A 14,818-nucleotide genomic window follows, 5' to 3' on the forward strand; every position below is an offset into this window, starting at 1 on the left:
CATACTCAACAGGACAACCCCATGGCCATCGAAGTCAAAGTCCCGGTACTTCCCGAATCGGTTTCCGACGCCACCATCGCCGACTGGCACAAGAAGGCCGGCGACGCGGTCAGTCGCGACGAGAACCTGGTCGACCTGGAAACCGACAAGGTGGTCCTGGAAGTGCCCTCGCCCGTCGACGGCGTGCTGAAGGAGATCAAGTTCGAGTCCGGCGACACCGTCAACAGCGAGCAGGTCATCGCCCTGATCGAGGAAGGCGCGGCCGCGCCGGCGCCGTCCGGCGACGACAAGGCCGAAGCCAAGTCGGAGGCGCCTGCCCCGGCTCCCGCCAAGGCCGAAGCGCCGAAAGCGGCCAAGGGCAGCGAGGATCTGTCCCCGGCCGGTCGCCGCGTGGCCACCGAGGAAGGCATCGACGCCAGCAAGGTCGAAGGTACGGGTCGTGGCGGTCGCGTGACCAAGGAAGACCTGGTCAAGCACGGCAAGGGCGGCGGCGCAGCCGCTGCGGCACCGGCCACACCGGGCGCGCGTCCGGAAGAGCGCGTGCCGATGACCCGCATCCGCAAGCGCATTGCCGAACGCCTGATGCAGTCCAAGGACTCCATCGCCATGCTGACCTCCTTCAACGAGGTCAACCTGGCCAAGGTCAAGCAGATGCGCAAGGACTTCGGCGAGCAGTTCCTGGCCGAGCACGGCGTCAAGCTCGGCTTCATGAGCTTCTTCGTCAAGGCCGTGTGCGAGGCGCTGAAGCGCCATCCGGTCATCAACGCCTCGGTCGACGAAGGCGACATCATCTATCACGGCTATCAGGACATCTCGATCGCCGTGTCCACCGACAAGGGCCTGGTCACGCCGGTGCTGCGCGACGCGCAGGACATGAGCTTCGCCGAGATCGAACAGGCCATCGGCGACTTCGCGGCCAAGGCGCGCAGCGGCAAGCTGAGTCTGGATGACCTGCAGGGCGGTACCTTCACCATCACCAATGGCGGCACCTTCGGCTCGTTGATGTCCACGCCGATCGTGAATCCGCCGCAGAGCGCGATCCTGGGCATGCACACCATCAAGGAGCGCCCGGTGGTCGAGAACGGCCAGGTCGTCGCCGCGCCGATGATGTACATCGCCATCAGCTACGACCACCGCATCATCGACGGCAAGGATGCAGTGCTGTTCCTGGTCGACATCAAGAACCAGCTGGAAAATCCGCACCGCATGCTGCTGGGACTCTGAGCCCCGCTTCTCGGGGCGCGTCCGCGCGCCGCGCCCCGAACGACCCACCCTCTTTCATTCCGCGAGCGAAGCAATGAGCGAACAGAAATTCGACGTCATCGTCATCGGCGGCGGCCCCGCCGGCTATGTGGCCGCGATCCGCGCCGGGCAGCTGGGCCTGAAGGCCGCCTGCATCGACGCCTTCGAGGGCAAGGACGGCAAGCAGGCGCTGGGCGGCACCTGCCTAAATGTCGGCTGCATCCCGTCCAAGGCGCTGCTCGATTCCTCGCGCCAGTTCGAGAACGTCACCAGCCATTTCGACGCCCACGGCATCAGCACCAAGGACGCCAAGATCGACGTCAAGACGATGGTTGGCCGCAAGGACAAGATCGTCAAGCAGTTCACTGGCGGTATCGGCATGCTGTTCAAGTCGAACAAGGTCACGTCCTTCTTCGGCACCGGCAAGCTGCTCGCGGGCAACAAGGTCGAAGTGACCGGCAAGGACGGCTCGACGCAGACGCTGGAAGCGGTCAACGTGATCCTCGCTACCGGATCGGTGCCGGTCGAGCTGCCGTTCGCCAAGTTCGACGGCAAGCTGATCGTCGACAACGCCGGTGCGCTGGACTTCGACAAGGTACCCAAGCGCCTGGGCGTGATCGGTGCCGGCGTGATCGGCCTGGAGCTGGGCAGCGTTTGGCGCCGCCTCGGCGCTGAAGTCACCGTGATCGAGGCCATGCCGGATTTCCTCGCCGCCGCCGACCAGGACATCGCCAAGGTCGCCGCACGCGAGTTCAAGAAGCAGGGCCTGGACATTCACCTGGGCGCCAAGGTCAGCAAGGCCGAGGCCAAGAAAACCACGGTCGAAGTCACCTACGAGGACAAGAACGGCGAGCAGAAGCTGACCGTCGATAAGCTGCTGGTGGCCGTCGGCCGCCGCGCCTACACCGAAGGCCTGCTGGGCGACGGCACCGGCGTGAAGACCGACGAGCGTGGCCGCATCGAGGTCGACGAGCACTGCTGGACCGGCGTCGACGGCGTCTGGGCCATCGGTGACTGCGTGCGCGGCCCGATGCTGGCGCACAAGGGCTCCGAGGAAGGCGTCATGGTCGCCGAACTGATCGCCGGCAAGGCCGGTCACGTCGACTACGACACCATTCCGTGGGTCATCTACACCGAGCCGGAAGTGGCCTGGGCCGGCAAGACCGAGCAGCAGTGCAAGGACGAAGGCATCCCGTACAAGACCGGCAACTTCCCGTTCTCCGCCATCGGCCGTGCCGTGGCCATGAACGACACCGCCGGCCAGGTGAAGGTGATCGCCCACGCCGAGACCGATCGCCTGCTTGGCGTGCACATGGTCGGACCGTGCGTGTCCGAACTGATCGCCGAGGCCGTCGTGGCCATGGAGTTCAAGGGCTCCGCCGAGGACCTGGCGCGCATCGTCCACGCGCACCCGACGCTGTCCGAGGCCGTGCATGAGGCCGCGCTGTCGGTCGACAAGCGCGCGATCCACAAGGCCAACTGATCCACCCGGCCCGCGGCGCACTGCTGCGGGCCGTTTCCCCGCATGCCGTGTCCGCATCCCGCGTCGACGCCATGCCCTACACGGAGGTTCCACGCCATGCGCAACACCTTCCGCGCGTTCCGCATCCACAACGACGACGGCTATCGCGCCGGCGTCGAGTCCCTGCATCTGGATGACCTCTCGCCAGGCGAGGTCGTGATCCGCACCGCGTATTCGTCGGTGAACTACAAGGACGCCCTGGCCGGCACCGGCAAAGGCAAGATTCTGCGGACCTTTCCGCTGAATGGCGGCATCGACGTCGCCGGTCACGTGATCGCCTCGACCGACGCCGCGTTCAAGGAAGGCGACGCCGTACTGTGCACCGGCTGCGGCCTATCCGAAACGCGCGACGGTGGCTACAGCGAAGTCGTGCGCCTGCCCGCGCAGTGGACGATTCCCCTGCCCCCCGGACTGAGCCTGAAAGAATCCATGATTCTCGGCACGGCCGGATTCACCGCCGGTCTGGCGCTGCTGCACATGCAGGACAACCGGCAAAAGCCGGAGCTCGGTCCCATCGCCATCACCGGCGCCACCGGTGGCGTCGGCATGCTCGGCGTGGACATCTTCAGCCAGGCCGGCTACGAGGTGCACGCCATCAGCGGCAAGCGCGATCGATTCGACTTCCTGCACGAACTCGGGGCACGGGAATGCCTGGATCGCAAGGAGCTGAATTTCAGCGGCAAGCCGATGGAATCGGCCCGGTTCGGCGGTGCGTTCGACTGCGTCGGCGGCGACATGCTGGCAGGACTCCTGGCCACCACGGCGCCCTACGGCAACGTGGCCTGCTGCGGCCTGGCCGCCAGTCCGAAACTCGACACCACGGTCATGCCGTTCATCATCCGCGGCGTGAACCTGCTCGGCGTTGCCTCCGCGGGCACGGCGCGCGACCAGCGCGAACGCGTATGGCAGCACCTGGCCGACGACTGGAAACCCGCGCACCTCGACCTCATCCATACGCGCACGCTGACCATGGACGCTCTACCGGCGCTGTTCGAGGACATGCTGGCCGGTCGTTCATTCGGCCGAAGCGTGGTCCAGATCACACCCAAGGACTGATATTTCACTTCAACTTGGGCTCACAATCCATTCAATGCAAAACCCTTTTTCCGGACCATTTTTGGCTTGGCCGGAACACGCGGGGGACGTAGAATGGACCGTATTGTTTTTTTCACCACACACGCAGCATGGGGAATCCTACATGGCGCGCATTCTGATCGTTGACGACTCGCCGTCGCAGTTGCTGGGCATCAAGCGAATCGTCGAACAGCTCGGCCACGAGGCCATGACCGCCGAAGATGGCGCCGCCGGCGTCGAGGCCGCCAAGCGCGAAAAGCCGGACCTCATCCTGATGGACGTGGTCATGCCGAACCTCAACGGTTTCCAGGCCACGCGTACTATCAGCAAGGACGAGGAGACCTCGCACATTCCGATCGTGCTGGTCACCACCAAGAACCAGGACACGGACCGCGTCTGGGGCATGCGCCAGGGCGCCAAGGGCTACGTGACCAAGCCGATCAACGAAGGCGAGTTGTCCAAGACCATCCAGGAACTGCTGGCCGACTGAGTCCGCACGCTTCCCGATGGCACAAAAAAACGGAGCCAAGCGGCTCCGTTTTTTTGTGCGCGGGAATTACCCCACAACGAACCATCACCGCGGATCGTAATCCGGGAAGGCCTTGCTGAATGCCTCGTACGCGGCCTTGTTCTCGTCGCTGTCGGCCGGTGGCGCATGGATCTCCAGCGTGACCAACTGGTCGCCCGCGGTCTTGCCCGGCAAACCGCGCCCCTTCAGGCGCAGTTTGCGGCCACTCTGCGAACCCGCGGGAACCTGCAGATCGACCGTTCCACCCAGCGTCGGCACCGGAACCTTCGCGCCCAGCGCAGCTTCCCATGGCGTGATCGCCAGCGTGAACCCGACGTTCCGCCCATCGAGACGGAAGCGTGAATCGGGACGAATGCCGACCTCCAGCATCAGATCGCCGGACGGGCCACCCGCCATGCCCGGATGTCCCTGGCCGCTGAGCCGGATCACCTTGCCGGATTCGATACCCGCGGGAATCTTCACTTCCAGCACGCGTTCATCGCCGGCGCCATCGTGCAGGCTGACACGCGTGCTGCCGCCCGCGTAGGCCGTATGCAGATCGATGTCGATGTGCGCCTTCACGTCGCGTCCGCGCATCGGGCGCTGCTGATGCGCCCCGGCATGACGCGCCGCGCCGCGACCGAACAGCGACTCGAAGAAATCGCTGAAATCGCCGCCGCCGAAATCGAACTGCGCACCACCACCGCCCTGCCCCCAGCCCGGCGGGGGCTGGAACGAGTCGCCGCCTCGGTAACCGCCCGCGCGCAGTTGATCGTAGGACGCACGCTTCTGCTTGTCCTTCAGGACCTCATGGGCCTCGTTGATCGCCTTGAACTTCTCCTCGGCATCCGGCTCCTTGTTGCGATCCGGGTGGTACTTGCGCGCCAGCTTTCGGTACGCCGTGCGAATGTCGGACTCGCTGGCCGAACTATCGACGCCGAGGATGTCGTAGTAATCCTTGAACTCCATCGGGACTCCTCAAACAAAAACGGCACGGATGAACCGCGCCGCGACAAAGACCCTGCGCGCGCGAAGACGCGACGCGCAGGGCTGCGTGACACGGAACGTACGCAGTTTACTCGCCTGCGTCGATATTGATGCGACGAGGCGTGCTTTCGGGCTTCTTGGGAATGCGGATTTCCAGCACGCCGTGACGCCCCTTGGCGCTGACACCGTCGGCGTCGGCACTGTCGGGCAGCGCGAAACGGCGGTAGAACACGCCGTGCGAACGCTCCACGCGGGTGTACTTGTCGCTCTCCTCGCGACTCTCGTTGCAGCGCTCGCCGCGGATCGAGAGGATGCCCTTGTCCATGCTGATCTCGATGTCCTTCGGATCCACGCCGGGGATGTCGGCGAAGATCACGAAACCGTCACTTTCCTCGCGGATATCGACGCGCGGTGTCCACTGACTCGTGACCACATCGGACTGATCGCCGGTGTCCTCGCCAAAGTAGCGCTCGAGCATCTGCTTGAAGTCCTTGTGCAGACCGCCCTGATTGTTCCAAGGATGGTAACGGGTGATACTCATGACGATGTCTCCTTGATGGGGTGCGGGACCGTACCCGCTTGTCTGGCAAGATGGGTGCCCGCGCGAGGCTTTCAAGTAGACACCCTGCCACTGCACCATTCCCCAAGGAGAACGAGACTCATGACCATCTGCGTCGGAGAACGCATCCCCCACGCCACCCTCACCCGTATCCGCGACGGTGTCGACGTCGTCACCAGCGAGGAAGTCTTCGACGACCGCAAGGTCGTCCTGTTCGCGGTACCCGGCGCCTTCACGCCGACCTGCTCCGAACAGCACCTTCCGGGCTACATCCAGCACATGCCGCAGTTCCGGGAACACGGCATCGAGGTCGCCTGCATGGCCGTGAACGACGCCTTCGTCATGGATGCCTGGGCACGCTCGCAGAACGTGCCGGACGACCTCGTCATGCTCGCCGACGGCAATGCCGAGCTGACCCGTGCACTGGGACTGGAACTGGACGGCAGCGGATTCGGCATGGGCCTGCGCGCCCAGCGCTTCGCGCTCTACGCCGAGGACGCCGTGGTAAAGATTCTGCAGATCGAAGCACCAGGTGAATTCCGGGTCTCCAGCGCCGAAGCCATGCTGCAGGCCATCGAAGCCCGCTGACACGAAAAAGCCGGCGGGTTGGCTGCAACCCGCCGGCTCCAATTTCCCGCAAAGACGAACTACTCGCCCTGTGGCGCCGCCGGATCGCCTTCTGCATCGGCAGCCGGCGCAGCCGGATCGACCGTCACTTCATCCGAAGCGGTTTCACCACCGGCTTCGCCCTCGACGTCTTCGGCATCCTCTTCGACTTCCAGACGAACCACACCGACCAGATGCTCGTCCTTGGGCAGACGAATCAGCGTCACGCCCTGAGTATTGCGACCCAGCTGCGAGATCTCCGCCACGCGTGTGCGCACGAGCGTGCCCTGATTGGAGATCAGCATCAACTCATGGTCGTCGGTCACCTGCACCGCAGCCACCAACGGGCCATTGCGGTCCGAGCACTTGATGCCGAGTACGCCCTGGATGCCGCGTCCCTTGGTCGGGAAGTCCTCCAGCGGCGTGCGCTTGCCGTAGCCATGCTCGGTGGCAGTGAGGATGTCGCCCTCGCGCGCCACGATCATCGACACCACCTGCGCGCCGTCGGCCAGACGCATGCCGCGCACGCCGCCAGCGGTACGGCCCATGGAACGAACCTCGCTCTCGGCAAAACGCACCGTCTTGCCGTTGGAGGCGAACAGCATCACGTCGCGGTCGCCGTTGGTCAGCTCGGCGCCGACCAGTGCGTCATCGTCGCCCAGCTTGATGGCGATCTTGCCCTTCTGCAGCTGGAAGGCGAACTCGGTCAGCGGCGTCTTCTTGACGGTGCCGTTGCGGGTCGCGAAGAACACGTAGCGACCTTCTTCGTATTCGCGCACCGGCAGCACGGCCTGGACATACTCGTCCTTGGCCAGCGGCAGCAGGTTCACGATCGGCTTGCCGCGTGCCTGCGGACCCGATTCGGGAATCTGGTAGACCTTGAGCCAGTAGACGCGACCGGTGCTGGTGAACGTCAGCAGGGTGTCGTGAGTGTTGACCACCCACAGCTGCTCGACGAAATCCTCGTCCTTCAGCGCCGACGCCGAACGCCCCTTGCCACCGCGCTTCTGCGCGCGGTAGGTGGTCGCCGGCTGGCGTTTCACGTAGCCGGTGTGCGACAGCGTGACCACCACGTCCTCGGGCGCGATCAGGTCGAGCACATTGAGATCTTCCTGCGAGTGCTGGATCTCGGTGCGGCGCGGATCGCCGTAGTCGTTCTTGATGGCTTCCAGCTCCTCGCGGATCACCGTGAGCAGCTTGTCCGGATCCTCGAGAATGGCGATCAGGCCGCGGATCACGTCCAGCAGCTGACGATACTCGTCGCTGAGCTTTTCCTGCTCCAGTCCGGTCAGGCGATGCAGGCGCATAGCCAGGATTTCCTGCGCCTGTTTATCGGACAACTGGTAGCCGTCGTCCTTCAGGCCGTCGCGCGGGTCCATATCCTCGGGACGCGAGGCCTCGGCACCCGCCGCCTGCAACAGCGAACCGACCACGCCCGGCTCCCAACGACGCGCCAGCATGCGCTCGCGCGCCATCTGCGGCGACTCGGACGTCTTGATCAGCTCGATCATCTCGTCGATGTTGGCGAGCGCGACGGTCAAACCTTCCAGCAAGTGCGCACGCGCACGCGCCTTGCGCAGTTCGAAGATGGTGCGGCGGGTCACCACCTCGCGGCGATGGCGGATGAAGGCTTCCAGCGCCTGCTTGAGATCCAGCAGCTGCGGACGGCCGTCCAGCAGCGCGACCATGTTGATGCCGAAGGTCACCTGCAACTGGGTCTGCTGGAACAGGTTGTTCAGCACCACGTCGGCCATGGCGTCCTTGCGCACCTCGATGACCACGCGCATGCCGTCCTTGTCGGACTCATCGCGCAGCTCGGAGATGCCCTCGATCTTCTTTTCCTTGACCAGCTCGGCGATCTTCTCGATCAGCCGCGCCTTGTTTACCTGGTACGGCAACTCGGTGACGATGATGGTCTCACGGCCGTTCGGCTCGGTCTCGACCGAGGCCTTGGCGCGCACCAGGATACGGCCGCGACCGGTGCGGTAAGCCTGCACGATGCCGGCCGCGCCGTTGATGATGCCGGCGGTCGGGAAATCCGGCCCCGGGATGTACTCCATCAGCTCGTCGATACCCAGCGTGGGCTCGTCGATCAATGCGATGGTCGCCGAGATTGTTTCGCTGAGATTGTGCGGCGGAATGTTGGTGGCCATGCCCACCGCGATACCGGCCGAGCCGTTGACCAGCAGCGCCGGCACCTTGGTCGGCAGCACCAGCGGCTCGCTTTCGGATTCGTCGTAGTTGGGTCCGAAGTCGACCGTTTCCTTGTCGATGTCCGCCAGCAGCTCATGAGTAAGCTTGGACATGCGCACTTCGGTGTAACGCATGGCTGCGGCGTTGTCGCCATCGACCGAACCGAAGTTGCCCTGGCCATCGACCAGCATGTAGCGCAACGAGAACGGCTGCGCCATGCGCACGATGGCGTCGTAGACCGAGGAATCGCCGTGCGGATGGTATTTACCGATAACGTCACCGACCACGCGGGCCGACTTTTTATAGGATTTGTTCCAGGCGTTGCCAAGCTCGTTCATCGCGTACAGCACGCGTCGATGCACCGGCTTGAGACCGTCGCGCGCATCGGGCAAGGCACGCCCGACGATCACGCTCATGGCGTAGTCGAGATAGCTCTGACGCATCTCGTCTTCGATGTTGACGCGAATCACTTCTTTGGCGAGTTCTGCCATTCCTGCTTCCCTGAAATCTGACCGACAAGGGCCCCGAACGCGGCTTGGAAACGCGCCTTTGCTCGCCTCGGGGAACAACCCGCCGAGTATACCACATCAGCCACTTTCTTTCCCGATAAAACCTCAATTATTTCAGTTGCTTGCAGAAACTATTCGACGCGTCGAAAGACCACCCTCCGCGCACCCGCGAAATTAGCCAGCGCGGCCACGCAAGAACCGGCCGCGACGCCGAGTGCGGGCCACGAACGCGCGGTCTGCGACAGGGCCAGCACCAGCGCGTAGGTCCCGTAGTTGATGACCGCGCCGACACCCATGACCGCCATCCATCGCAGCCACTCGCGATGCGCGTCGTCGCCGCGACGATGAGCGAAGCTGAAGTGTCGGTTCCACCACCAGGTCACGCTGGCGGCGACCAGAAACGAGGGAACTCGGGCCAGATACGGGTCCCACCCACCCATCCGCACCAGCGTCTGCACGATGCCGGCATCGACGATGAAGCCGATGACGCCGCCGACGGCGAACAGCGAAGCTTCTCGTGCCAGCCTCACGGTGCGGGAAACATCGCGCGCATGCCTTCGGCATCCGGACGCTCGATCACGCCGCACTCGGTGACGATGGCATCGATCAACGACGCCGGCGTGACGTCGAATACCGGATTCCAGGCCGAGGCGCCATCGACCACCGTGCGCACGCCGGCAATGGCCAGCAACTCCTTGGGATCGCGCAACTCGATCTCGATGTCCTCGCCGCGTGCAGTCGCCATGTCTACTGTGGTCGACGGCGCCACCACCATGAATTTCACGCCGTGATGGCGCGCAGCGATGGCCAGTGCATAACTGCCGATCTTGTTGGCCACATCGCCGTTGGCGGCAATGCGATCCGCGCCAATGATGACCCATTGCACCTGACCGCCGCGCATCAAATGCGCCGCGGCCGAATCGGCAATCAGTTTCGCTGGAATACCGTCGCGCACCAGTTCCCACATGGTCAGACGCGCACCCTGCAGCCAGGGCCGCGTTTCGCCGGCGAAGACCCGCTCGATGCGCCCCGCCGCCACGCCGGCACGAATCACGCCTAGCGCCGTGCCGAAACCGGAGGTCGCCAGCGACCCCGTATTGCAATGCGTGAGCACACCTGAACTGCGGTCGATGAGCGCCGAGCCCAGTTTGCCCATGCGGTGATTGGCAGCCAGATCCTCGTCCTGAATGGCTTGCGCCTCCCGCGTCAGCGCCTGGACATCCGCTCCCGCTTCGATGCAGGTGCTCATGCGGTCCAGCGCCCACATCAGGTTCACGGCCGTAGGGCGCGCCGCACGCAGATCCCGCAACACCGACGGCATATCCTCGCCAGCCTGCGCAGCCAGCACGACACCCCAGGCTGCGGCGATGCCGATGGCCGGGGCGCCGCGCACGACCAGGTCGGCGATGGCATCACGGACATGCTGCGCCGAACGACACTCGAGCCAGGATTCCTCGGCAGGCAGGCGGCGCTGGTCGAGCAGGCGCAGACAGTCCCCGCACCACTGCACGGCGCGGATGCTGTCATGATCGGCGATTGCGGTCATCATGAATTCCGAAAAGGACAAAGCGCGATTATCGCGCGGAGCGACACACGACGTCATGTCATCGGGCATCACCGGAAACAAAAAGCCCGGCATGCGCAAACATGCCGGGCTTTTGCGTTCTCGAAGAACCGGACGCGTTTTACGACGTGGACTTCTCGTCCTCGGTCACGGCCTTCATGGACAGGCGAATACGGCCCTGCTTGTCCACTTCCAGCACCTTGACCTTGACGATGTCGCCTTCGGAGAGCTTGTCGGAGACCTTCTCCACACGCTCCTCGGAGATCTGCGAGACATGGACCAGACCGTCCTTGCCCGGCAGGATCGTCACGAACGCGCCGAAGTCCATCAGCTTGGCGACCTTGCCCTCGTAGATGCGGCCCGGCTCGACGTCGGCCACGATCTGTTCGATGCGCTTCTTCGCGGCATCGGCGGCGGGACGGTTGACCGAGGCGATGACCACAGTGCCGTCGTCGCTGATGTCGATGGTCGCGCCGGTCTCTTCGGTGATCGAGCGGATGGTGGCGCCGCCCTTGCCGATGACCTCACGGATCTTGTCCGGATGGATCTTGATGGTCAGCAGACGCGGGGCGTACTCACTCATCTCGGCACGCGGGGTATCGAGCGCCTTGGCCATCTCGCCGAGGATGTGCAGACGACCCTGACGCGCCTGCGCCAGTGCGGTCTTCATGATCTCGTCGGTGATGCCGTCGATCTTGATGTCCATCTGCAGGGCGGAGATGCCCTCGGAGGTACCGGCGACCTTGAAGTCCATGTCGCCCAGGTGATCCTCGTCGCCGAGGATGTCGGACAGCACGACGAAATCGTCGCCTTCCTTCACCAGGCCCATGGCGATGCCCGCAACCGGCGCCTTCAGCGGCACGCCCGCGTCCATCATGGCCAGCGAGGAACCGCACACCGACGCCATGGACGAGGAGCCGTTGGACTCGGTGATCTCGGAGACCACGCGGACCACGTACGGGAACTCTTCCATGCTCGGCTTGACGGCCTGCACGCCGCGCTTGGCCAGACGGCCGTGGCCGATCTCGCGGCGCTTCGGACCCATCATGCGGCCGCACTCGCCCACCGAATACGGCGGGAAGTTGTAGTGGAACAGGAACGGATCCTTCGACTCGCCGGCCGGCGCGTCGATGATCTGCGCGTCGCGCGCGGTGCCCAGGGTGATGGCGACCAGCGCCTGGGTTTCGCCGCGGGTGAACAGCGCCGAACCGTGGGCACGCGGCAACACGCCTGCACGGACGGTGATCGGACGCACGTCGTCCAGATTGCGGCCGTCGATGCGCACCTTGGTCTTCAGCACGCTGCCGCGCATGGTCTGGTACTCGAGCTCGCCGAACTCGCCGGCCAGCGCTTCCGCGCTCCAGCCGTGGGTCTCGGCCTGCTCGGCCAGCGATTCCATGACGTCCGCCTTGATGGAGGCGATGGCGTCACGACGCTGCAGCTTGTCGTGCACCTGGAAGGCTTCGTCCAGACGGCTGCCGACGGCGTTCTTGACGGCGTCGACCAGCGCCTGGTCGCGCGCCGGTGCGTCCCAGTCCCAGGACGGCTTGCCGGCCTCGGTGGCCAGCTCGGCGATCGCGTGGATCGCGGCCTGCATCTGCTTGTGACCGAACATCACCGCACCCAGCATCACTTCCTCGCTGAGCAGGTTGGCCTCGGACTCCACCATCAACACCGCATTGGCGGTACCGGCGACGACCAGGTCCAATTCGGAATCGGCCAGCTCGGACACGCTGGGGTTCAGCACGTACTCGCCATTGGTATAGCCGACACGAGCGGCGGCGATCGGGCCCTTGAAGGGCGCGCCGGACAGCGACAGCGCCGCGGAGGCACCGATCATGGCCGGGATGTCGCCGTCGATTTCCGGGTCCATGGAGACCACGGTGGCGACGATCTGCACTTCATTCTTGAAGCCGTCCGGGAACAGCGGGCGGATCGGGCGGTCGATCAGACGCGAGGTCAGCGTCTCTTTCTCAGTCAGACGACCTTCGCGCTTGAAGAAGCCACCCGGGATGCGACCCGCGGAGTAGAACTTCTCCATGTAATCGACGGTCAGCGGGAAGAAGCTCTGCCCTTCGCGCTGGGTCTTGGCGGCGACCGCCGCGACCAGCACCTCGGTGCCGCCCATCTTGACCAGAACCGCACCGGATGCCTGACGGGCGATTTCGCCCGTCTCCAGTGTGACTTCATGCTTACCGTACTGGAATGACTTGGTTACTTTCGCCACTTTATTCTCCTTGACCTGGGATCAACGGCGCAGGCCGAGGCGTTCGATCAGGCTCTGATAACGCGCCGTGTCGCGCTGCTTGAGGTAGCCGAGCAGGCGCTTGCGCTGATTGACCAGCTTCAGCAGGCCGCGGCGGGAGTGATGATCCTGCTTGTGCGACTTGAAGTGCTCGGTCAGGTGGCTGATTCGCGCCGACAGCAGGGCCACCTGGACCTCCGGCGAACCGGTGTCCTTCGCGTCGTGGCCGTACTCGGCAATGATCTTGCTGGTCTGTTCCGCAGTGAGCGACATGAACGTGTTCCTCAGAAAAAGCATGCGCGAGGCTTGCGAAGCACCACCGAAACGATGCGGCTGCGCAAACCCCGCGTGGTTGTTAAAAGCTACGGGTCAAGCGCCTATTGTAATGTCCAGACGGTTGCTGCAACAAGGCTTTAACACGGCTTATTCAGCAATTTGGGGCAAATTGAAGCCGCGCTTCACCTGCAAAGCGCCATTCTGCCCCATCTCCGCCAGTGCGAGGAGCCGCCCATCGGCGGCGTAGGCACGGTACAGACCGGGACCGACGGAGGCGAGGTGCACGGCCTGACCATGCCCCATTGCCGTGCCTTGCGATGCATCCAGATCCAGTCTGGGAAGGTGCTCGAGCCCTGCATCCAGAGGCAGCAGACAGGCATCCAGCGCCTGCTGGCCCTGTTCGGCCTTCTCGCGCAGGGCATCCAGTGTCCACATATGCGGCTGGCGGAACGGATCGACCCAGGTCCGCCGCAGCCCGCTCAGATGCGCGCCGCAGCCGATCCGCTCGCCCAAGTCACGGGCGAGACTGCGAATGTAGGTCCCCGATCCGCACTCGACGTACAACCGCAGACGATCGTCTTCCCGATGCAGCGGGTCGATCCGATGGATCTCCACCTCGCGAGCATCCAGTTCCACCGCCTCACCGCGACGCGCACGCACGTACATCGGCACGCCATCGCGCTTCAGGGCCGAATAGGCCGGCGGCACCTGCGCGATGCGGCCGACGAAGGCATCCAGATGCTCGCGAAACGCCGCATCGTCCAGCGACGGCACCGCGTGCCGGACGATGATCTCGCCTTCGCCGTCATCGGTATTCGTGACCACGCCGAGCTGGCATTCCGCCTCGTAGGCCTTGTGCGAACCGAGCAGCAGTCCGGCGATCTTGGTCGCCTCGCCCAGACAGATCGGCAAGAGTCCGGTCGCCAGCGGGTCGAGGCTACCGGTATGGCCAGCCTTGGCCGCACCGAAGATGCCTCGCACCACCTGCAACGCCTTGTTGGAACTCAGGCCCAGTGGCTTGTCCAGCAGCACGATGCCGTGGACAGCGCGTCGGGGACGGCGGCGGGTGTGGTTGACAGGCATGAAAAACGAAAAAGGCAGTACCCGGACGTCGCTTACAGGCGACCCTGGTCCTTTTCCTGCTGCAGCAGGGACTCGATGCGTTCGCCCTGCTCGACCGACTTGTCGTACTTGAAGCGCAGCTCGGGCACACGACGAATACGAAGCGTGCGCGACAGCTCGCGACGGAACTCGCCGGCCAGCTCGTTGAGCGCCTTGACGGCCTCTGTGGCCCGCTCCGGCTGCAACACCGTCACCCAGACGGTGGCCACGTCCAGATCCTTGGTCGCCTCGACGTCGGACACGCTCGCCGACGGCAGACCGTGATCGCGCGCCGCCGCATGGACGAGCACGCCGACCTCGCGGCGCAACATCGCCGAGATACGGTCACTGCGTTTGAAATCGCGGGAAGGCATGACGAAGATCCGGAACAGGGGGAAGGATCGGAAATACTGGCTCCGGTACGGCGAGGCG

14 protein-coding genes are annotated in these 14,818 nt (G+C 64.5%); 5 read left to right on the top strand and 9 right to left on the bottom strand.

The window, feature by feature from the left end; translation table 11 throughout:
- The first annotated feature begins 21 nt into the window (after positions 1–21).
- From sucB to pilH, 4 genes are all read left to right on the top strand, one after another.
- Positions 22–1,224: a dihydrolipoyllysine-residue succinyltransferase gene (sucB, locus tag BTJ49_RS08875; RefSeq protein WP_113065002.1), complete on the top strand. Its 1,203-nt coding sequence runs from the start codon at positions 22–24 to the stop codon at positions 1,222–1,224.
- 73 nt (positions 1,225–1,297) lie between these two features.
- Complete coding sequence (gene lpdA / locus BTJ49_RS08880; protein WP_113065003.1) at positions 1,298–2,725, top strand: dihydrolipoyl dehydrogenase; 1,428 nt, start codon at positions 1,298–1,300, stop codon at positions 2,723–2,725.
- A 96-nt stretch (positions 2,726–2,821) separates the two neighbouring features.
- On the top strand, positions 2,822–3,820 hold the full coding sequence (locus BTJ49_RS08885; protein ID WP_113065004.1) for a YhdH/YhfP family quinone oxidoreductase: 999 nt from the start codon (positions 2,822–2,824) through the stop codon (positions 3,818–3,820).
- Positions 3,821–3,962: 142 nt separating this feature from the next.
- The gene (gene pilH / locus BTJ49_RS08890) at positions 3,963–4,328 is read left to right on the top strand and encodes a twitching motility response regulator PilH (RefSeq protein WP_113065005.1); all 366 of its coding nucleotides are present in this window, start codon (positions 3,963–3,965) and stop codon (positions 4,326–4,328) included.
- Between the two features lie 84 nt (positions 4,329–4,412).
- Here the strand turns inward: pilH and BTJ49_RS08895 are convergent, their stop codons facing one another.
- Positions 4,413–5,315 (bottom strand): DnaJ C-terminal domain-containing protein, encoded by a 903-nt coding sequence (locus BTJ49_RS08895; protein ID WP_113065006.1) that lies wholly within the window; start codon positions 5,313–5,315, stop codon positions 4,413–4,415.
- Between the two features lie 106 nt (positions 5,316–5,421).
- Positions 5,422–5,874, bottom strand: a complete 453-nt coding sequence (locus BTJ49_RS08900) for an Hsp20/alpha crystallin family protein (RefSeq protein WP_113065007.1) — start codon at positions 5,872–5,874, stop codon at positions 5,422–5,424.
- 120 nt (positions 5,875–5,994) lie between these two features.
- On the opposite strand from BTJ49_RS08900, the gene BTJ49_RS08905 reads away from it, so the two are divergent.
- The gene (locus BTJ49_RS08905) at positions 5,995–6,480 is read left to right on the top strand and encodes a peroxiredoxin (protein WP_113065008.1); all 486 of its coding nucleotides are present in this window, start codon (positions 5,995–5,997) and stop codon (positions 6,478–6,480) included.
- Between the two features lie 59 nt (positions 6,481–6,539).
- Here the strand turns inward: BTJ49_RS08905 and gyrA are convergent, their stop codons facing one another.
- From gyrA to rbfA, 7 genes are all read right to left on the bottom strand, one after another.
- The gene (gene gyrA / locus BTJ49_RS08910) at positions 6,540–9,182 is read right to left on the bottom strand and encodes a DNA gyrase subunit A (protein ID WP_113065009.1); all 2,643 of its coding nucleotides are present in this window, start codon (positions 9,180–9,182) and stop codon (positions 6,540–6,542) included.
- Between the two features lie 149 nt (positions 9,183–9,331).
- Positions 9,332–9,730, bottom strand: coding sequence for a GtrA family protein (locus BTJ49_RS08915; RefSeq protein ID WP_113065010.1), 399 nt, complete (start codon positions 9,728–9,730; stop codon positions 9,332–9,334).
- Complete coding sequence (gene mtnA / locus BTJ49_RS08920) at positions 9,727–10,749, bottom strand: S-methyl-5-thioribose-1-phosphate isomerase (RefSeq protein ID WP_113065115.1); 1,023 nt, start codon at positions 10,747–10,749, stop codon at positions 9,727–9,729. The genes BTJ49_RS08915 and mtnA overlap by 4 nt, the downstream gene beginning before the upstream one ends.
- 136 nt (positions 10,750–10,885) lie before the next feature.
- The gene (gene pnp, locus BTJ49_RS08925) at positions 10,886–12,991 is read right to left on the bottom strand and encodes a polyribonucleotide nucleotidyltransferase (protein WP_113065011.1); all 2,106 of its coding nucleotides are present in this window, start codon (positions 12,989–12,991) and stop codon (positions 10,886–10,888) included.
- Positions 12,992–13,012: 21 nt separating this feature from the next.
- Positions 13,013–13,282: a 30S ribosomal protein S15 gene (rpsO, locus tag BTJ49_RS08930; protein ID WP_043100733.1), complete on the bottom strand. Its 270-nt coding sequence runs from the start codon at positions 13,280–13,282 to the stop codon at positions 13,013–13,015.
- A 150-nt stretch (positions 13,283–13,432) separates the two neighbouring features.
- Positions 13,433–14,368, bottom strand: coding sequence for a tRNA pseudouridine(55) synthase TruB (gene truB / locus BTJ49_RS08935; protein WP_113065012.1), 936 nt, complete (start codon positions 14,366–14,368; stop codon positions 13,433–13,435).
- 32 nt (positions 14,369–14,400) lie between these two features.
- Positions 14,401–14,760 carry a 30S ribosome-binding factor RbfA gene (gene rbfA / locus BTJ49_RS08940; RefSeq protein WP_113065013.1) on the bottom strand — a complete coding sequence of 120 codons (360 nt, stop codon included), beginning with the start codon at positions 14,758–14,760 and terminating at the stop codon, positions 14,401–14,403.
- Positions 14,761–14,818: the final 58 nt, after the last annotated feature.

The sequence above is a fragment of the Oleiagrimonas sp. MCCC 1A03011 genome (assembly GCF_003267965.1).
In the GTDB taxonomy this organism is placed as follows: Bacteria; Pseudomonadota; Gammaproteobacteria; order Xanthomonadales; family Rhodanobacteraceae; genus Oleiagrimonas; species Oleiagrimonas citrea.